At 64.4% G+C, this 19,457-nt stretch carries 17 protein-coding genes and 1 tRNA gene; 7 read left to right on the top strand and 11 right to left on the bottom strand.

Features of this window, described 5'->3' with window-relative positions; translation table 11 throughout:
• Window positions 1-323: 323 nt before the first annotated feature.
• Both BB28_RS11400 and BB28_RS11395 read left to right on the top strand, forming a co-directional pair.
• The gene (locus tag BB28_RS11400) at window positions 324-926 is read left to right on the top strand and encodes an MspA family porin (protein ID WP_046255750.1); all 603 of its coding nucleotides are present in this window, start codon (window positions 324-326) and stop codon (window positions 924-926) included.
• A 10-nt stretch (window positions 927-936) separates the two neighbouring features.
• Entirely contained in the window at window positions 937-1,491 is a 555-nt protein-coding gene (locus tag BB28_RS11395) for a hypothetical protein (protein ID WP_046253602.1), read from the top strand.
• Window positions 1,492-1,563: 72 nt separating this feature from the next.
• Here the strand turns inward: BB28_RS11395 and BB28_RS11390 are convergent.
• The 6 genes from BB28_RS11390 to infC all read right to left on the bottom strand — a co-directional run bounded on the left by BB28_RS11390 (window position 1,564) and on the right by infC (window position 4,809).
• Window positions 1,564-1,637 (bottom strand) — tRNA-Cys (locus tag BB28_RS11390).
• Window positions 1,638-1,707: 70 nt separating this feature from the next.
• Window positions 1,708-2,664, bottom strand: coding sequence for an oxidoreductase (locus BB28_RS11385; protein ID WP_030098057.1), 957 nt, complete (start codon window positions 2,662-2,664; stop codon window positions 1,708-1,710).
• A 66-nt stretch (window positions 2,665-2,730) separates the two neighbouring features.
• The gene (locus tag BB28_RS11380; RefSeq protein ID WP_046253601.1) at window positions 2,731-3,483 is read right to left on the bottom strand and encodes a TrmH family RNA methyltransferase; all 753 of its coding nucleotides are present in this window, start codon (window positions 3,481-3,483) and stop codon (window positions 2,731-2,733) included.
• Window positions 3,484-3,515: 32 nt separating this feature from the next.
• Window positions 3,516-3,905 carry a 50S ribosomal protein L20 gene (rplT, locus tag BB28_RS11375; protein WP_005058700.1) on the bottom strand — a complete coding sequence of 130 codons (390 nt, stop codon included), beginning with the start codon at window positions 3,903-3,905 and terminating at the stop codon, window positions 3,516-3,518.
• 63 nt (window positions 3,906-3,968) lie between these two features.
• Window positions 3,969-4,163, bottom strand: a complete 195-nt coding sequence (gene rpmI / locus BB28_RS11370; protein ID WP_030098059.1) for a 50S ribosomal protein L35 — start codon at window positions 4,161-4,163, stop codon at window positions 3,969-3,971.
• Window positions 4,164-4,194: 31 nt separating this feature from the next.
• Complete coding sequence (gene infC, locus BB28_RS11365) at window positions 4,195-4,809, bottom strand: translation initiation factor IF-3 (protein WP_075874240.1); 615 nt, start codon at window positions 4,807-4,809, stop codon at window positions 4,195-4,197.
• 285 nt (window positions 4,810-5,094) lie between these two features.
• Here infC and BB28_RS11360 point away from each other — a divergent pair, with 285 nt between their 5' ends.
• The 4 genes from BB28_RS11360 (at window position 5,095) to BB28_RS11345 (ending at window position 10,593) form a co-directional block, all read left to right on the top strand.
• The gene (locus BB28_RS11360) at window positions 5,095-5,469 is read left to right on the top strand and encodes a DUF1844 domain-containing protein (RefSeq protein WP_046255748.1); all 375 of its coding nucleotides are present in this window, start codon (window positions 5,095-5,097) and stop codon (window positions 5,467-5,469) included.
• A gap of 118 nt (window positions 5,470-5,587) precedes the next feature.
• Window positions 5,588-8,860 carry a bifunctional lysylphosphatidylglycerol synthetase/lysine--tRNA ligase LysX gene (lysX, locus tag BB28_RS11355; protein WP_046255747.1) on the top strand — a complete coding sequence of 1,091 codons (3,273 nt, stop codon included), beginning with the start codon at window positions 5,588-5,590 and terminating at the stop codon, window positions 8,858-8,860.
• Window positions 8,861-8,994: 134 nt separating this feature from the next.
• Window positions 8,995-10,314, top strand: coding sequence for an alpha/beta hydrolase (locus BB28_RS11350; protein ID WP_046253600.1), 1,320 nt, complete (start codon window positions 8,995-8,997; stop codon window positions 10,312-10,314).
• A 33-nt stretch (window positions 10,315-10,347) separates the two neighbouring features.
• The gene (locus tag BB28_RS11345; protein WP_046253599.1) at window positions 10,348-10,593 is read left to right on the top strand and encodes a hypothetical protein; all 246 of its coding nucleotides are present in this window, start codon (window positions 10,348-10,350) and stop codon (window positions 10,591-10,593) included.
• Here BB28_RS11345 and BB28_RS11340 read toward each other — a convergent pair.
• Window positions 10,565-12,046: an AMP-binding protein gene (locus BB28_RS11340; protein ID WP_046255746.1), complete on the bottom strand. Its 1,482-nt coding sequence runs from the start codon at window positions 12,044-12,046 to the stop codon at window positions 10,565-10,567. The two genes, BB28_RS11345 and BB28_RS11340, sit on opposite strands and share 29 nt — an antisense overlap.
• Window positions 12,047-12,056: 10 nt before the next feature.
• Window positions 12,057-15,011, bottom strand: coding sequence for an excinuclease ABC subunit UvrA (gene uvrA, locus BB28_RS11335; protein ID WP_046253598.1), 2,955 nt, complete (start codon window positions 15,009-15,011; stop codon window positions 12,057-12,059).
• A 153-nt stretch (window positions 15,012-15,164) separates the two neighbouring features.
• Between uvrA and BB28_RS11330 the strand changes: the two genes are divergently transcribed.
• Window positions 15,165-15,842, top strand: a complete 678-nt coding sequence (locus BB28_RS11330) for an MBL fold metallo-hydrolase (protein ID WP_046253597.1) — start codon at window positions 15,165-15,167, stop codon at window positions 15,840-15,842.
• Between the two features lie 39 nt (window positions 15,843-15,881).
• On the opposite strand, the gene BB28_RS11325 is transcribed toward BB28_RS11330, so the two are convergent.
• The 3 genes from BB28_RS11325 to BB28_RS11315 form a co-directional block, all read right to left on the bottom strand.
• A complete protein-coding gene (locus BB28_RS11325) occupies window positions 15,882-16,322 on the bottom strand; it encodes a universal stress protein (protein ID WP_046253596.1) in 441 nt (146 codons plus the stop codon).
• A gap of 205 nt (window positions 16,323-16,527) precedes the next feature.
• On the bottom strand, window positions 16,528-17,973 hold the full coding sequence (locus BB28_RS11320) for a M20/M25/M40 family metallo-hydrolase (RefSeq protein ID WP_046253595.1): 1,446 nt from the start codon (window positions 17,971-17,973) through the stop codon (window positions 16,528-16,530).
• Window positions 17,974-17,986: 13 nt separating this feature from the next.
• Complete coding sequence (locus tag BB28_RS11315; RefSeq protein ID WP_046253594.1) at window positions 17,987-19,435, bottom strand: MFS transporter; 1,449 nt, start codon at window positions 19,433-19,435, stop codon at window positions 17,987-17,989.
• Window positions 19,436-19,457: the final 22 nt, after the last annotated feature.

Here is a 19,457-nt window from a genome sequence, read left to right as displayed (position 1 = left end):
AGCACACCAACCTATTCAGACAATGCGTCTTTTGTAGGTAGCCAGCATCCAGCAAAACTCCATCAACTCACGGCGAGTAGAAGCCGACAGTGAGCCGCCTTGCCCCACAAGGCAATTCCTGTGAGCCACCTGTGAGTTTTGATCAGCGGCAGGGTTTGCGCAGGCGTATCTTTCCGTCAGCTCAGATAACGGATTCATCACTCCGACCGGTAATCGACGGCGCCGCAGTAACTCCCAAACTCAGGTTCAGGTTCACCACCATTTACATCCGCAAGGGGAAACGAGGCATTCAGATGGCAGTACGTAAGCGAGTGGGCGCCGTCATGGCGTTGGTCACCGCGATCTGTACCTTGGCAACGGCTCCGGCCAACGCCGATCCCGTCACCATGGCGCCCCAGACCTATACCAAGGTGAGTCGCGACGGGTGGACTCTGATGATCCGGATCGACCACGAGACCATCAACTCCGTACCCAACCTCGCCGAAGCCTCCAACTCGCGGGAAGCGTTCGTGACCTTCGACGCGACCGCGATCGCCACCGGCGGATCGGCACCCATCACCGACAGCTTGTTCATCGCCGGGTACCAGTTAGGTTGCCAGACAGACGTTTCCAGCGGTCTTCAGATCGGTGGCACCGGCGGCCTCGCGGGGTCTGTGGGCTACAGCGGCGGGCCGTCCGTCGGCGGTTCCGGCGGCCTCGCCGGGTTTGTTCAGACCATCTTGCAGCCCGGTGTCATCACCGATCTCCCCTTGGCCAACATGGCCTTGAGTGATAGCGGCAAGGCCATGCTCGATGTCGACAACCTGCACATCAAGGCCGACGCGTGCGGCGGCGATGTCACCATTCGCTCCTATGTCTATCTGCGGATCTCGACCGCTTCGGCGCATACTGAGTTCGCCATCTACGGCGACCCGATGAAGATCTAAGGAGGTTCTCGTGCCGAAACGAAAGATCGTTGTCACGGTGGCCGGAGTGGCGGGGGCCCTGGCTCTTGGTGGGCTCTCCGCTCCTACGGCCGCCGCCGACCCACCGGGTATCCCCTTCGTGCCCGGCGTCCCCGCGCCACTGCCCGCAACCCCGGGAAGCTATACGTACATCTACAACAACTTCCCGGCGGTCGCTCCGGCCACGGTGGACGCGCGCGGTGTGAAGATCGCCGCCAATGCCGATCCCGCGGCGGGCGCTGCCGGACTGCCCGGCAGCAAGTTGGGCAATAGCGCACACCTGGCCAACGTGTTGACTTCGTCCAGCACCCGGTACGGCATCCAGGGCGGCGCAACACCCGCCGCCCCGGCCAGCACCACCGGTGTGCAGTTCGGCGCGGGGAACGAGAATCCCGCGCTGGAGGATCCGCACGGACAGCCCCCGCAGAGTGCCGCTGCGATCGAGGCGACCGCCCCGACCGTGATGCCAGGAGCGCCGACGCCTCCGGTTCTGGAATCCCCCGATGGCCAACCGCCGAAGGCCGCCGAAGAGCCGGCCGGCGGATAAAGGTTCCTACCGCGGTATCGACAATGGGCCCCCTGTCGAACAGGGGGCCCATTTCGGCGTCGTATGACGACATGGAGCGAGTGACGGGACTCGAACCCGTGTGAACGGCTTTGCAGGCCGGTGCCTAGCCTCTCAGCCACACCCGCGTCGAGCACCGATGATGCCGAACCACGGTGCGCGGCACGAGTGTTGGACTCAGGCTGATCCCAGTGCGGACTAGCCGGCGAGGCCGGAGTAGTCCGCGCCGGTGAGTTCCACCGACTTCTCCCACAACCGGGCCGCCAGCTGCGGGTCGCGGGCCTCTTTGTTACGCGGAGCACGCTTCACCGGACCGCGCATGCCCTGCAGCTGCGTGGGCCCGAGGTAATCATCGGGCTGCACATCGGGCATCGTCGCCGCGTACAGCTCGCCCTCGGCACCCTGACGCTCGTCCTGGAGCACCAGACCCATGCCGAAGTAGAAGGCCTTCTGCAGGCCGGGCAGATTCGGGATCATGGAATCGAAGAGGTTGGTGGCGGCCACGCCCGGGTGCACGTTGACCGACAACAGTGGGGATCCGGCAGCTGCCGCCTTACGGGCCAGCTCCGAGCCGAAGAGCATGCATGCCAGTTTCGAAGCCCGGTACGCGGTCAGCCGGTTGTACGGGCGCCGAGTGAAGTTCAGATCGTCGACGTCCAGGTTGTTGCGTCCCTGCGCATGCGCGATGCTGCCCAGCGAGATGACTCGTGGTGCGTCGGCTGCGAGCAAGGCGGGCAAGAGCGCATCGGTCAGCACGAAGTGGCCGAGATGGTTGACGCCAATCTGCGTCTCGAACCCTTCGGCGGTGCGCCGCAGTGGGATTGCCATCAGACCCGCATTGTTGAGCAACACGTCGATCTTGGGTGCCTGGGTGCGGATCGCATCTGCGGCAGACCGCACGGAGGCCAGGCTGGTGAGGTCGAGCTCCACGAGCGCATGGTCGGCCTTCGGTCCGAGCGCGCGCACCTTATCCAGCGCCGCCCGCCCGGTCTCCTGGTTGCGGCAGGCCAGCACGACGCGGGCACCGGCGCGGGCGAGCGCCTCGGCGGCGACGAGACCCAGGCCATTGTTCGCACCGGTGATGACATGGGTCTTACCGGTCTGGTCGGGAACATCCGACTCACGAAAGTGCCTGATCTGCAGGGGTGCGGGCATTAGGTTCCTCGATCCATGGAAGTTACTAGTACTCGTCGTTACGGCTTTGTCGGATAGTACTGGAGGCTATTGACCGCGATGCATCCGCGCCGTGGCGTAGAGGCAAATCGACGCCGCACTGGCCAGGTTGAGGCTCTCGGCTCCCCCACGCATCGGGATGTTAATCCGATGCGTGGCCAGTGCTGCCGTCGCGCTGTCGAGTCCGTGAGCCTCGTTGCCGAAGATCCAGGTGCAGGGCCCCGCAAGCACCGGATCGGCGTCATCGAGCGACAGCTCGCCGTCGAGGGTGGTCGCCAGCACTGCCCCACCGCGCGCGGTGAAGCTTTCGGCGACCACCGCGGCATCTCCGGTCGGGATGACCGGGACGTTGAAAATGCTGCCCGCCGAAGCCCGCAGGCTCTTGCCGTTGAACGGGTCAACACTGTTGCCTGCCAGTACGACGGCATCAGCTCCCATCGCATCGGCAACCCTGATCAGAGTGCCCGCGTTGCCTGGTTCCGAAATATCAACGGCGACAACGACAAATTGTGGCGAATCGGCCGCGATCTGAGACCACTGCGCCGCGATCGAACGACATTCCGCCACCAGCCCAACGGGAGTTACGGTGTCGGACAGTGCTTTGGCGGCCCGCTCGGTCACCAGACGGACGGGGGCATCAACCAACAGGTCGGCGAATCGCTCGGTCGCGGCCTCGGTCGCGAAGACGCGTTCTGCCGCGCCGGACCGCAGCGCGGCCTCGACCAGGTTGGGACCTTCCGCCAGAAAAAGACCGGCCCGCCGACGGGCGGCGGGCCGGTGCAGTTTGACCGCGTCGATCACTGTCTGTGACCGCTCAGTCAGAGCCGAGTCGCTCAGGCGGCTTCCCCGGCCGGAGCGTTGACATCCTCAGGCAGCGCGGCCTTGGCGACCTCAACCAGCGCGGTGAACGCGGCAGCATCGCTGACGGCCAGCTCGGCGAGGTTCTTACGGTCAACCTCGACGCCCGCGATCTTCAGACCCTGGATGAAGCGGTTGTAGGTGATGTCGTTGGCGCGAGCCGCGGCGTTGATACGCGCGATCCACAGCTTGCGGAACTCACCCTTGCGAGCGCGACGGTCCCGGTATGCGTAGGTCAGCGAGTGCAGCTGCTGCTCCTTGGCCTTCCGGTACAGGCGCGACCGCTGGCCGCGGTAGCCCTTGGAGGCCTTCAGGATTGTCCGGCGCTTCTTCTGGGCGTTGACGGCCCTTTTCACGCGTGCCATAAATTTGTTCCTTCTAGTGATGAAGCGTGGTGCTGTGTATTGGGGTGATCGTGAACGCGGCCGCTAGCCGGTCAGCATCTTCTTGACGCGCTTGGTGTCGTTCTCCGCTACCACCGCGCGGCCGTCGAGACGGCGGGTGCGGGTGGTGGGCTTGTGCTCCAGCAGGTGGCGACGGTTCGCCTTCTGGCGCACGATCTTTCCGCTTCCGGTGGTGCGGAAGCGCTTCGACGCACCGCTGTGGGTCTTGGCCTTGGGCATCTTGGGGTTCCCTGTTCCTTCGTTTTCCGTACTAGGTCTGTTCGGTGGGCGCTTGCTCAGCCGGCGGGGCCGCCTGGGCTGGGGCCGGCCCTGCAGGAGCCTCTGCCTGCTGAGCTGCCTTGGCCCGGGTCTTCGCGCCCCGGTGCGGCGCCAGCACCATCGTCATGTTGCGGCCGTCCTGCTTCGCGGAGGTCTCCACGAAGCCGTACTCGGCGACGTCTGCGCCGAGCCGCTGCAACAGTCGATAGCCCAGTTCGGGCCGTGACTGCTCGCGTCCGCGGAACATGATCGTCACCTTGACCTTTGATCCGGCTTCCAGGAAGCGCACAACGTGGCCCTTCTTGGTTTCATAGTCGTGATCATCGATCTTCGGCCGAAGCTTTTGTTCTTTGACGACGGTCTGCTGCTGGTTCTTGCGAGACTCGCGCTCCTTCAGAGCCGTCTCGTACTTGAACTTGCCGTAGTCCATGATCTTGCAGACCGGAGGCCTGGCATCTGGGGCTACCTCGACAAGGTCGAGATCGGCGTCTGCGGCGACGCGCAGCGCATCTTCGATCCGCACGATGCCGACCTGTTCGCCTTTCGGGCCGATCAAGCGGACTTCGGGTACGCGGATGCGTTCGTTGATGCGGGTCTCAGTGCTGATGTGGCCTCCCTGGCTCGTCCTCTATCTGTCGTGACCGCGGCACGGTTCGACGGGGACAAAAGCGGGTCCATCAGCACTCTGCTCATTACGAACAGAAAAGCCCTGCACATGGCAGGGCCCGAAGCCGACCGGTCACGACGACATACGCCGTCCTGCATAACGCAGAACAACCACCCAAGGTGGCTGGACCGGACCGCTGTACCTTGTTGGCCAGCGGTGGGAGCGGGACTCCACTTGATGTCCCCGACGGAGCCGGGAACGGTCGCACGTGACAGTCTAGCAGCCGTGACCGATGACCTTGACCACGATGATCACGACCAGTCCACGATCGCTCAGTCCATTACCGGGGAAGTCCGCGAGCTTGCCGACATTCCGGCGATCGAGGTGATCACCAAGGCCATTGTGATGCTGATGAGCTCCAGCGCCGAGAAGTTGGGGCTGTCGTCCCCTGATCCGGATGAAAGCCCGCATCGTGATCTAGACGAGGCGCGCCGGCTCATCACGGCCCTTGCCGGTCTGGTCGCCGCTTCCGTGGAGTACTTGGGTCCGCATGCTGCGCCGATCCGCGACGGATTGCAGAGTCTGCAGAAGGCCTTCCGGGAAGCCAGCGCCATTCCGGACGAACCCGGTCAGGGTCCTGGCGAGAAGTACTTGCGCTGAGCATCAGTAAACTGCCAGCTACACGGCCTATCCTCGCTAGGTGACGTTGTCTGATTCTCTTCGCGCAGGCCTCTCATCGTCCGAGGTTCGCGCTTCATCGCCACTAGCCGCCCCGGGGATCGGCAAGACCCCCAAGCCAATTCCTTCATCTACCTCGAAACTGCACTGGGTACCCACCTTCTTCGGATGGCTGGTCGGGGTTTTTGCGGCGATGATCTTTCTGTCGAGCATCTCCCCGATCATCCGGCACCTGACGCAGGTTCCTCGTGCCTTTATCGACGAGTATCTGTTCGACTGGCCCGATACCAGCCTCGCGTGGGCCTTCGTGCTGTCGCTGCTGGCGGCGGCCCTGGCGGTGCGCAAGAGCATCGCGTGGTGGATTCTGCTGATCAACCTGACGGTGCTGTCGGCCCTCAACATCGGCGGACTCATCCAGCACCGCGACGCCGTCGAGATACTCGGGCTGGTGCTCCACGGCGGCACGATCATCCTGCTGATCCTGGCGCGTCACGAGTTCTACGCGAAGGTCCGTCGCGGTGCGACGCTCAAAGCTGTCGCCGTGCTCATCGGCGGTTTGGCGCTGGGAACACTCGTCGCCTGGGCCCTCACGGAGATGTTCCCGGGGTCGCTGGCCCGCTCCGACCGTTTCTGGTGGGCACTCAACCGCGTGGCTGGTTTCTCGCTTGCCGGTCATGAGTACTTCGACGGCCACCCCCATCTCTTCCTGAACTGGCTCTTCGGCCTGTTCGGAGCGCTGGCATTGATGTCCGCCGCCGTCGTGTTGTTCCGCTCCCAGCGCGCGGTCAACGCGTTGACCGGTGACGACGAATCGCTGATCCGCGGTCTGCTCGAGCGTTATGGGCAGGACGACTCTCTCGGATACTTCGCGACCCGTCGCGACAAGGCCGTCATCTTCGCGCCCAATGGCCGGGCAGCCGTGACCTATCGCGTGGAGGTGGGCGTCTGCCTGGTCAGCGCGGACCCCATCGGGGATAAAACGGCATGGGGCCAGGCCATCGCCGCATGGCTGCAGGTATGCCAGGCATACGGCTGGGCGCCGGCGGTGATGGGTGCGAGCGCCGAGGGCGCGCTCGCCTACCGGGAACACGGCCTGAACGCACTGGAACTCGGCGACGAGGCGATCCTGTACCCGCGGTCGTTCTCGATATCGGGTCCGCACATGGCGGCGGTCCGCCAGGCCGTCAACCGCGCACGGCGCTCGGGATTGTCGGTGCGTATCCGCCGCCATCGCGAATTGACGCCGGACGAGGCGAAACAGATCATCACCAACGCCGACCTGTGGCGTGACGGTAACACCGAACGCGGATTCTCCATGGCGCTCGGGCGGTTGGGTGATTCCACCGATGGCGACTGCCTACTGGTGGAGGCGGTCGATTCCGACGACAACGCCGTCGCCATGCTGTCGCTGGTGCCCTGGGGCGCCAATGGGGTATCCCTCGAATTGATGCGTCGTTCGCGTCAATCACCCAACGGCACAATAGAATTCATGGTCACCGAGCTGCTCACTCGGGCAGAGGCCATGGGAATCACCCGGGTCTCCCTGAACTTCGTGATGTTCCGCTCGGTCTACGCGGACGGCTCCCGTATCGGCGCGGGCCCGGTGCTCCGGCTGTGGCGTTCGGTGTTGATGTTCGCCTCACGGTTCTGGCAGTTCGAGCAGCTGTACCGCTCGAACGTGAAGTACCAGCCGGAATGGGTGCCCCGGTTCGCCTGCTACGAGGATGCCCGGCTCATCCCCCGGATCGGCATCGCCTCGGTGATCGCCGAGGGATTCCTGGTCTTGCCGTTCGGCAATCGGGACAAGCCGCGGCACACCGGTCAATACAGTGCGGTGCCACAGGCCATCGTGGCCACCGGACTATTGCACCACGATGGCACCGCCCCCGACCTGCCACCGCAGTCCACAGCGCTGCAGCGGGTTCCCGAGCAGGTCAAGGTGCGGCTCGGCAAGCTTGCGGCCCTGCAGGAGCGGGGAATCGACGCATACCCGGCCGGCTCACCACCCAGCCACACCGTCGCGGAGGCACTGGCGGCCGCCGACGGTACCGAGGTCGTCATCAGCGGTCGCCTGCTGCGCATCCGTGACTATGGCGGTGTGCTTTTCGCGCAGCTGCGCGACTGGTCGGCAGAGGTGCAGCTGCTCATCGACGACCCCCTGCTGCATGAAGAGTTCACCGCCGCCATCGACCTCGGCGACCTGGTCGAAGCCAGCGGTGTCATGGGTCAGTCACACAACGGCACCCGGTCTGTACTGGTGCGATCGTGGCGAATCATCGGCAAATGCCTGCATCCGCTGCCCGATAAGCGCAAGGGTCTCACCGACCCCGAGGCCCGGGTGCGTGCTCGATACCTTGATCTGGCGATCAATCCAGAGGCCCGAGACCAGATCGCGGCGCGCAGCGCCATCATCACTTCACTGCGTAACACCTTGCTATCACAAGGATTTTTAGAGGTCGAGACGCCGATCTTGCAACAGGTGCACGGCGGGGCCAACGCGCGCCCCTTCCTGACACATATCAACGCGTACAACTTGGACCTCTATCTGCGTATCGCACCGGAGCTGTACCTCAAGCGACTCTGCGTGGGTGGCGTGGAGCGGGTCTTCGAGCTCGGCCGGGCCTTCCGCAATGAGGGTGTGGACTTCAGCCACAACCCTGAATTCACGCTGTTGGAGGCGTATCAGGCGCACGCCGATTATCTGACCTGGGCCAAGACAACCCAACGGCTGATCCAGAACGCCGCCAAGGCAGCGCACGGCAGTGAAGTGGTGATGCGGCCCCGCGAGGACGGCGCCGACGGGAAGCTGGCTCCCGTTGACATCAGTGGCGAGTGGCCGATCATCCCGCTGCACGAGGCAGTGTCTCGAGCCCTCGGCGAACAGATCGATGCGACAACGGAAGTGCCTACGCTGCAGCGGTTCTGCCGATCGGCGGAGGTTCAGTTCAATCCGCGGTGGGATGCCGGGCACCTGGCTCTGGAACTCTACGAGCAGCTCGTCGAGAAGCACACCACCACACCCACCTTCTACAGTGACTTTCCGGTCTCGGTGTCCCCGCTGACTCGCCCACACCGGAGCACCGACGGGCTGGCCGAGCGGTGGGACCTGGTGGCCTGGGGTGTCGAACTCGGCACCGCCTATACCGAGTTGACCGACCCGGTGGAGCAACGTCGACGCCTGTACGAGCAGTCACTTCTGGCGGCGGGCGGCGACGCCGAGGCCATGGAACTCGATGAGGACTTCCTGCGGGCGATGGAATACGCCATGGCACCCACCGGCGGTATGGGCATGGGAGTCGACCGTGTAGTCATGCTCATCACGGGGCGCAGCATCCGCGAGACACTGCCGTTCCCGCTGGCCAAACCCCGGTAAGGCACGGCGAATCTGTTCGGATTCCGTATCCGGACTCGTCGAAAACCTGACAGACAATTCACAGGTATCTAGGCCATCATGGGTGCGTGTCCGGTCATGACATCTCGTTGTTACATGGGAGCTTCCCTGTCTCCATGCAGGTCATTGCCGGTTTTGCGCTCGTCATCGCAATAGGGCTGCGCACTGGTGGGTGGTTTCGGCGCTGGTTACCCGTTGCCGTGGCCGTCGGTGGCACCCTCGCCGCGTGGGCCTACTGGTACATCCAGTCCGAGGGCTGGGCCGACAGGGGCAATCCCGCTCCGCTGATGCTGTGGGTATGGATCGCGCTCACCGGTGTGGCCGCCACGGTCCTGGTGGTGGGCTGGCGTACGGCGCGCTGGTGGCGTCGCGCGGTCGCGGTCACCGCGGTGCCGCTGGCGGTCCTCTCCGGATCACTGATGCTGAACCAATGGACCGGATATGTGCGCAGCGTCCAGTCCGGATGGGCGCAGCTGACCGCGGGCCCGCTGCCCAACCAGGCGGATATGGCGACGGTGACCGCTGCCCGTGAGGAGCGCCGCGGTCCGACGATGACCAAGGGCAAGCTCGTGCCGGTGGATATCCCGGCCGACGCCAGTGGGTTTCGCCATCGCCAGGAGATCGTCTACCTACCGCCGGCATGGTTTGATTCGACCCGCACCCAGTTGCCGACGATCATGATGATCGGCGGCGAGTTCAACACCCCGAGCGACTGGATCCGCAGCGGCAACGCCGTCGAGGTGGCGGATGCCTTCGCCAGCCAGCACGGCGGAAACGCCCCCGTCATGGTGTTCGTGGACGCGGGCGGGTCGTTCAACAACGACACCGAATGCGTGAACGGCCCGCGCGGTAACTCCGCCGACCATCTCACGAAGGACGTTGTCCCCTTTATGGTGTCGCGCTTTGGCGTGAGCCCGCGGCCGCAGAACTGGGGTGTGGTGGGCTGGTCGATGGGTGGCACCTGCGCGGTGACGCTTGCGGTCAAACACCCCGAACTGTTCAGCGCCTTCGAGGACATCGCCGGCGATATGTCGCCGAACACCGGGAACAAGGCACAGACCATTGCTCGTCTTTTCGGCGGCGACTCCGCGGCATGGGAGCAGTTCGACCCGGCCACGGTGATGTCGCGTAATGGGCGGTACACGAACACCTCCGGATGGTTCGACGTCAATGGAATGCACCGAGCCGGATCCGGGGCGATCACCAGTACAGGAGCGGTTCCGGGAGCGGCGGCGCCGGTGCCGCTCAGCGATCAGGACCGCGCTGCGCATCGACTGTGCGAGCTCGGTGCGGCACAGGGAATCTCATGCACGGTGCAGCACAAACCCGGTGAACATAAGTGGCCGTTCGCGCAGACAGCGTTCACGTCGGCGCTGCCCTGGATGGCGAGCCGCATCGGTACGCCCACGGTGCCCGATGTGCCGTTGCCGCGCTAACCGCTGCGCGCAAGCGGAGTAGCGTCGGGCGCTATGTCCGATACGCCTGATCCGGGATACACCGACAGCGGTGTGCCGACGTTCGAGTCGGTGCGCGAGAAGATCGAAACCCGATCCGGCACCGCCGCCGGGTCCGCCGAGTTGGACGCCGAAAGCGAAGAGGGTCGTGCGCTGGAGGAGCAATTCGAGGCCAGAAACCGGGCCGCCGCCGAGCGGATCGAGGAGATCCGCAGATCGATGCGCGAGGAAGCTAGCCAGTCGCTGCCCGACGAGCAATAGCCTGCTCGCGGATGAGGCTGCGTCGGACCTTCCCTGAGTCCTCACGCAGCGGCTCGGCGACGAACTCGATGGTGCGCGGGACCTTGTAGAGGACAATCTGGTCGAACAGATAGTCGCGCAGTTGGTCTTCGGTCACATTGTGCTCGGCATGCACGACCGCATGCACGGCCTGTCCGAGGTCGTCATCGGGCAGGCCCACGACGACACTGTCGATCACTCCGGGGTAACCGTTCATGACGGACTCGACTTCGGCGGGGAACACATTGGCCCCACCCGTCACGATCAGGTCGGTACGCCGGTCGCTCATGTAGAGATAGCCGTCGTCGTCGAGCCAGCCGAGATCACCGATGGATTCCCATGTTCCGAACCGCTTGATCTCCGCGCCAAGGTACTTGTAGGGCTTGGGCATGCCTTCCCACGGGCGCATGAAGATCTCCCCCACCTCCCCGGAGGGCACCGGGTTTCCTTCCTCATCGAGGATCGCCAGCTCGCCGAGCGCGGGCTTGCCGACGGAGCCGCGATGGGCCAACCACTCCGGTCCGGTGATGATGGTGCCGCCGATGGCCTCGGTGCCCGCGTACAGCTCCCAAATCACCTCGGGGCCCAGCAGGTCGATCCATGCTTGTTTCAACCACACCGGACACGGGGCGGCCATGTGCCACAGCACCCGGATGCTGGACAGGTCGAATCGGCCGGGATGCTGGCGAACCTCGCGCAATATTCGCGACATCATGGTGGGAACCACCTGCAACCAGGTGACCTTGTGCTTGTCGATCAGTTCGAGAGCCTGTAGAGCGTCGAATTTCGGCTGCACGATCAGATGATGTCCAAGCAGCAGCCCGTACGATGAAAACATCAGCGGCGCATTGTGATACAGCGGTCCGGCGACGAGCTGAGCGTCTCCCGACTGCATGCCCATGATCTCTCCCGCAGCAGGGCCGGTGATGGCCGCGGGGCTGGGGGCCAGGATGATCTTGGGCCGGCCGGTGCTGCCTCCCGACGTGGGTGCCTTCCAGGCCGGCGACACCACCTCGGGTAGGGGTCCCGCGGCGTGGTCTTCGGCCGTGGGCTCGAATCCTGCTGGGACACAGACTCGATCCGGATGATCGGCCGGATCGACTCCGACCACGAGCGCCGAGTCGGCCAGCTCGACGATCGCCCGACGTTCGGCCAGCGGCAGCCGCCAGGACACCGGTTGTGGGGTGGCACCGAGCTTCCACACTGCGATTTGGGCCGCGAAGAACTCCACCGAGTTCGGCAACCCGATGGTGACGAGGTCACCCTGCTGAACACCCAGCCGCTGATAGGCGTGCGCCAAGGCGGTGGCACGCCGCTCCAGTTCGGCCCTGGTGACCACCTCGGTACCGCAGGTGACCGCCGGCGCATCGGGTGCCGATTCCGCGAGGTTGGCGAGGATACGAACGAACGGTTCACCAACTACCTCGTCAGTCATGAATGCCACCCTAGACCGGAGTGACAACCTTCCTGGTCCGCGGTTTGGCGGGCGACTTTGCGGCGCTCTTCGCCGGAGCCTTGGCGGGGGTCTTGCCGTTGCGTTGGGGCTTGGGCAACATGTCCGCGAGGAACTCACCGGTGTGGCTACCCGCGGTCTGAGCCACCGCTTCCGGTGCACCCTGCGCCACCACGGAACCGCCGCCCGATCCGCCTTCGGGGCCCATGTCGATGATCCAGTCCGACGTCTTGATGACATCGAGGTTGTGCTCGATCACGATCACGGTGTTGCCCTTGTCGACCAAGCCGTTGATCACGGTGAGCAGCTTGCGGATGTCCTCGAAATGCAGCCCTGTCGTGGGCTCGTCGAGGATGTAGACGGTCTTGCCCGTCGAGCGCTTCTGCAGCTCAGCAGCCAGCTTGACGCGCTGCGCCTCACCACCGGACAGTGTCGGAGCCGGCTGCCCCAGCCGCACATAGCCCAGACCGACCTCCACCAGCGTGTTCAGATACCGGTGGATGGAAGTGATGGGCTCGAAGAACTCGGCGGCCTCCTCGATGGGCATGTCCAGCACTTGCGCGATGGTCTTGCCTTTGTAGTGGACCTCGAGTGTCTCCCGGTTGTAGCGCGCACCATGACACACCTCGCACGGAACGTATACGTCCGGAAGGAAGTTCATCTCGATCTTGATGGTGCCGTCGCCCGTACATGCTTCGCAGCGCCCGCCCTTGACATTGAACGAGAACCGGCCGGGTTGATAACCACGCACCTTGGCCTCGGTGGTGGCCGCGAACAGTGTGCGGATCTTGTCGAACACCCCTGTGTAGGTAGCCGGATTGGAGCGCGGTGTGCGCCCGATAGGTGACTGGTCCACCCGCACGAGCTTGTCCACCTGATCCAGGCCGGTCACGCGGGTATGCCGGCCGGGGACCTGCCGTGCACCGTTGAGTTTGTTGGCCAACACCGTGGCGAGGATGTCGTTGACGAGTGTCGACTTCCCCGAACCCGACACTCCGGTGACCGAGGTCAATACCCCGAGCGGGAAGGAGACGTCGATGCCCTTGAGGTTGTGCTCGCGCGCACCGACCACAGTGACCTGACGCTTGGCATCAATCGAACGGCGCATCGGTGGCAGCGGAATGCTCGCTGCCCCAGAAAGATACGAGCCCGTGACGGAGTGCTTGTTTTTCAGCAGCTCGGCGTAGGTGCCGCTGTGCACCACCTGGCCGCCGTGCTCCCCCGCCGCGGGCCCGATGTCGACGACCCAGTCTGCGTGTTTGATGGTGTCCTCGTCATGCTCGACGACGATCAACGTGTTACCGAGATCCCTTAGCCGCGTGAGTGTCTCGATGAGTCGGCGGTTATCGCGCTGATGCAGGCCGATGGACGGCTCGTCCAGCACATAGAGCACACCCACCAAACCGGAGCCGATCTGGGTGGCCAGCCGGATGCGCTGCGCCTCACCACCGGAGAGCGTGCCCGCCGCGCGCGACAACGACAGATACTGCAGGCCCACGTCCAAGAGGAACCCGAGCCGGAACTGGACTTCCTTGAGTACCTGTCCCGCGATGGCTTGCTCACGGTGCCCGAGGGTCAGTGCGTTGAGGAACTGCGCGCACTCGGCGATCGACAGGTCACAGACCTGTGCGATCGATTTGGTGCCGTGCTCCCCCGCGGTCAGCGTCACGGAGAGGATCTCCGGCTTGAGCCGGGTTCCGTTGCACACAGGACACGGGATGTCCCGCATGAAGCCTTCGTAGCGTTCCTTGGCCCATTCGGACTCGGTCTGCTCCATGCGGCGCTGCAGGAAGGCCAGCACGCCTTCGAACTCGGCATAGTACGAGCGGGTGCGGCCGTATCGGTTTTTGTAACGGACATGAACCTGCTCGGACGAGCCGTCCAGGATCGCCTTCTTGGCGGCCGCGGGAAGCTTCTTCCAGGGAGTGTCCACATCGAACCCGAGGGCGTCGCCCAATCCCGCCATGAGCCGAACGAAGTAGTCGGCGTTCTGGCCCATCGACCAGGGTGCGATGGCGCCCTCGGCGAGCGTCATATCCGGGTCGGGGACCACCAGATCGGGATCCACTTCCTTCTTGATTCCCAGACCGGTGCACTCGGGGCAGGCGCCGTAGGGCGAGTTGAACGAAAACGACCGCGGTTCAAGATCATCCACGGCCAGTGGGTGACCGTTGGGGCACGCGAGCTTCTCCGAGAACCTGCGTTCACGGTGCGGGGAATCTTCCTCGGCGTCGACGAACTCGAGCACGACGATGCCGTCGGCGAGGCGCAGCGCGGTCTCCACCGAGTCCGTCAGTCGCTGCTTGGAGCTGGCCTTGACGGCGAGACGGTCGATGACCACCTCGATGTCATGCTTCTCCTGCTTCTTGAGCTTGGGCGGGTCGGTGAGCGAATGCACCACGCCGTCAACCCGAATGCGGCTGTAACCCTGCGAGTTCAGCTGCTCGAAGAGGTCGACGAACTCGCCCTTGCGCGTGCGGACCACGGGGGCGAGCACCTGGAACCGCAGGCCCTCCTCCATATCCAGCACCTGATCCACGATCTGCTGCGGGGTTTGCTTGGCGATCTTCTCCCCGCACACCGGGCAGTGTGGGGTCCCGGCCCGCGCATACAACAGACGCAGGTAGTCGTAGACCTCGGTGATGGTGCCCACCGTGGACCGCGGGTTGCGGTTGGTGGATTTCTGGTCGATCGATACCGCAGGCGACAACCCCTCGATGAAGTCAACATCGGGCTTGTCCATCTGCCCCAGGAACTGGCGGGCGTACGCGGACAGCGATTCGACGTACCTGCGCTGCCCCTCGGCAAAGATGGTGTCAAAGGCCAGACTGGACTTCCCGGATCCGGACAGGCCCGTGAAGACGATGAGGCTGTCTCGGGGTAGGTCAAGGTCGATACCGCGCAGGTTGTGCTCACGCGCGCCCCGCACGATCAGACGGTCGGCCACCTGTCTCCTTCCACACTGCCCCATGTGCAGGTGTTTTCGCATAGCTCAGCGGCCGTATCCCCATCTGGAACCGGAGCCGACTGAGTCGTCGACTCCATGCTAGGACGAGGCACCGACAACCTCCCCGCCACTAGGGGCCACTACGGTGAAACCATGACCTCCATCACCATCGACGACGACTACTCCGGCCATCTCGAGCCGGGTACTGGGGTTGCTCGTCGCACCGTGAGCGGCGCGACCATCATCAAGGCCTCGGTGGGGCCGATGGACAACAACGCATACATCGTCACGTGCACCAACACCGGCAAGTCGTTGCTGATTGACGCGGCCAACGATGCCGAGCGGTTGGCCGCCCTGCTGGACGAGAACGCCCCGGATATCGAGCTGATTGTCACCACGCATCAGCATTTCGATCACTGGCAGGCACTCGAGGCGATCGTCCAGAAGACCGAATCTCGCAGTGCTGCGCATGATTTAGATGCCGGACCGCTACCGGTACCGCCCACGACGCTGCTGGCCGGGGGCGACAGCTTCGACATCGGTGACCTGCATTTCGACGTGATCCACCTGCGCGGACACACTCCGGGCTCGGTGGCCCTGGCGTTCACCGCCGATGGCGTGACGCACCTCTTCACCGGGGATTCACTATTCCCGGGTGGTGTCGGAAAGACCTTCAGCCCCGAGGACTTCGACCAGCTGCTCGACGATGTCAGCGAGCGCCTCTTCGGCGCGTACCCCGACTCCACGGTCGTATACCCCGGACATGGAGACGACACCACGTTGGGCGCCGAGCGCGGATCGCTCGGCGAATGGCGCGAACGAGGCTGGTGAGCCGGCCCCGTTCGCGCTCGTCGGTCTAGATCTCTGGGTCTAGGTGGTGTGAACGATCAGCACGTCGCACTTGGAGCGGCGTGCGACATCCGAAGGAACCGACCCCAGCAGGCGTCCGGCAATGGTGTTCAGACCGACATTGCCGACGACCAGCAGATCAGCCTTGGAATCCACCACCAGATCCAGCAGCGCATCCACTGGCGCTCCCTCGATAGAGCGCTCTTCGACGCTCGTCGCGCCCGCCGCTGCTGCGCGCTCGCGGGCGGTGCGCAGGATGTCGTAGACGGGTGCCTTGCCGGTCACCTTGTACGCGTCGTCCTTGAGGACATCGGCCGAGTGGGGGTTGTTCTCCGGGAAGTACGCGGTCGCGACGATGAGCTTGGCACCGGCAGCGCCCGCGATGGCTCCAGCGCGGTCGACCGCCCGGTACGACGAATCCGATCCGTCGGTACCGACAACGACAGTGCTGTATGCACTCATGAAAGGTCCTCCAGTTCCGTTTGACCAGGCCAGACGAGATTAGCCGGGAAGAGCCCCGGCCATGCGTCATTTGGCTGATTGTGTCGGGCTATGCGGATGATTTTCTCTTGCCGGCTGCGCGCGCAGGTATGGCCTGCGCCTCAATACCGCTATGAGGACCGTCACGCGCCATTACGCCGCGAGTTCACCGCCGTTCGAGTAAAAGTCACGCACCGTTCGAGTAGAGCTTGATGACTTGGTAGAGGAATGCCCGTCCGTCGTACAGGGATTTCACCTGGATTCGTTCGTCCAGGCCATGCGCGTGGGTCTCCCCCGGCTGGGCAAATATGCCGCTGAGTCCATACACCGGGGTCTTCCCGAAGTAGATGGCATCGGTTGCTCCGGTCGACATGGTCGGTACCAGCGGCACTCCGGGCCACATGGATCCGGCCACGGCCTTGATGGGGTCGATGATCTGCGGAGTCAACGGTGGGACGGTGGCGACGTTGGTGCGGAACTCCTTGGCGGGCTTCACCGTGACTTTGGGATCGTTGACCGCCTTGACAATGCTCTCTTGCACCGCGGCGGCGCTCCCGTCGGGCAATATGCGGCAGTTCACATTCGCGGTGGCGCGTTGCGGCAGCGCATTGTTGGCGTGTCCCCCTTCAATTTTCGTAGGGACACAGGTGGTACGCAGCATCGCGTTGTACAGCGGATTCCGGGACAACACCGACGCCGCCGCCTGATCGTGCGGATTGGCGACGATTGCCGACATCGCCTGACCCACTTCACCCGGCTGCAGCGGAGCCTGCGCCGTGAAATATGCCCGGGTCACATCGTTGAGCTGAACCGGGAATGGCGCGGTGGCCAGCCGGTTCAGAGCGGCTCCGAGAGCCTGTATCGCGTTGAACGGTCGGGGCTGGCTGCTGTGTCCGCCCTCGTCGGTGACCTCAAGGGTGAAGTCCTGGTAGATCTTCTGACCCGCCTGGATTTCCAGCAGGATGGGTTTGTTCTGTTCGTCGAGATCACCACCGGCGCCCTCGTTGACGACGAATTCGGCGTCGACGAGCTCGGGCCGGTTTTGATGCAGCCACTCGGTCCCGTTGACCTGCCCGCCACCTTCTTCACCACAGGTCAATGCGATCCGGATGGGGCGTTTGGGCACGAAGCTCTCGGCGCGGTATCGGATGAGACTGTCCACGAAGATCGCGGCCATGGCCTTGTCGTCCTCGGCACCGCGGGCGTAGAAGTATCCGTTCTCCTCGGCGAGGGTGAACGGATCCCGCTTCCAGTCCTCACGTTTGGCCTCGACAACGTCGATATGCGCCAGCAGCAGAATTGGCTTGGCACCCGCGTCGGCTCCGGCGAGCGTCGCGACCAATCCGCCGTCCTTGGGATGATCCGGCGGACTGAACAGCACCAGGTCCTTGTCGCTGTATCCGGCGGACTTGAGACGATCGGCCATCTTCTGCGCGGCCTCGGTGCAACTTCCCTGCGATGCGGTCGTGTTGGTCTCGATCAACTCCCGGTACAAGTCTCGAAACGCGCCGCGATCGTCGGTGGTGGAGGGAGCGCTCGTTGCCGGCGAGCCCTGGTTCTGTGTCGTCCCGCAGGAAGTGAGTGCGAGCACGGCGGCCACGAGGGCGAGAATCCGATGCATGGTTCCGTTCATACACCCGGAACGCCTACGTGGGGGCCCTTACCGTGCTCTCCCGCGCCGTATTCGTCATGTCGACTCCCCGTCCGGGTCCGGAAGCAGCGCGAAACACTCTGGAGGACAACACAACACCTGATAGCACGATCGCAGCGAACCCCAGGTACAGCAGGTGGGCCCCGCGCGTTTCCGATCCGCCGAGATTGACGAGCACCCCCGCCAATCCGGCGCCGAAGGCTCCGGCGATCAGCTGCACAGTGCTGATGGCGGCTGCGGCCGCTGCGCTTTCGTCCGAATCGGACGACACCGACATCGCGGCGGACGCCAAGTGCGGCCACGCCATGCCGATACCGGCTCCCGTCACCGCGAAACCGAGTGCCCACAGCGCGATCTCCAGGGCGCCGGCACCGTCACGCTGTAACGCACCGGCCAGGACAAGTCCTGCCGCAACCACGACGGGAGCGATCGTCACCACGCGTGCGATGGTCCGCGCCGTGGCCGAAGCGCTGATCATTTCGCCAACGGTCCATCCGAATGCCAAAGTGGCCCCCAGGAATCCCGCAGCGACCGGAATCAGGTGCCCGAGGCGCTGGCCAAAGAACGGAATGAATGTCTCCACCATGGAGGCCGCCGCCAGCACCGCGATCGTCAGATAGATCCACTTGAGCGGATTGCCGGCGAAGACCGCTTTGGGCAGTACCGATGCGGTGGCACGACGATCGAGTACGACGAACACGACCACCAGAGCGGCTGCCGCGGCGATCAACCCCAGCATGGTGGGCATCGAAGACTGGAGCCCGGCCACGGCCACCAGGGCGGCCGCCGCGGTGAGGATGAGCAGCGACCGCACCGGAGCACCGCGCCCGGTAGCCGCGGCATTTGCACCATCCGTCCGAGGCAATACCGAGGGCACCATCGCAGCGATGCCCAGGGTGACCAGCGTCAACGATGCGAATGCCCACCGCCACAGCCCGAACTGCGCGAACAGCCCGCCGGCCGCGGGACCCACGAAGGTCCCAACACCCCACATTGCCGACGTGAGCGCCGAGGCGCGCGTCCATAACCGTTGTGGCAGAGAAAGATTGATGACCGCATAGGCCAACCCTGCCAGCAGCCCTCCTGCCGCACCCTGGATCGCGCGCCCGGCGAGCATGACCTGCATTGCCGGAGCCACCGCACACACGAGGGTGCCGACCGCGAACGCGCCGAACGCCAGAAGGTACGCGCCCCGGGGACCGGCCCGGCCAAGAAGCGGACTCACCACCGTCGCGGCACTGACCGAAGCGATCAAGTACAGCGTTGTCACCCATGCGTAGAAACGTTCCCCACCGATGTCAGCGACGGCGCTCGGCAACAAACTGGTGGTGAGATACACGTTGGTGGCATACAGCGCCACCCCACCGGCGAGCACCGTGACAATGCCGAGTTGCCGCCCGCACAACAGATCCCGCCAGCTGCCGGTCGCCTGATCGTGAGTCATGTCGACACGCTATGAGCTAAAG

It is taken from the genome of Mycobacteroides chelonae CCUG 47445, from assembly GCF_001632805.1.
GTDB classification, from domain to species: domain Bacteria; phylum Actinomycetota; class Actinomycetes; order Mycobacteriales; family Mycobacteriaceae; genus Mycobacterium; species Mycobacterium chelonae.
The sequence above is the reverse complement of the archived record's forward strand: the minus strand, read 5'-3'. Positions and strand labels throughout refer to the sequence as shown.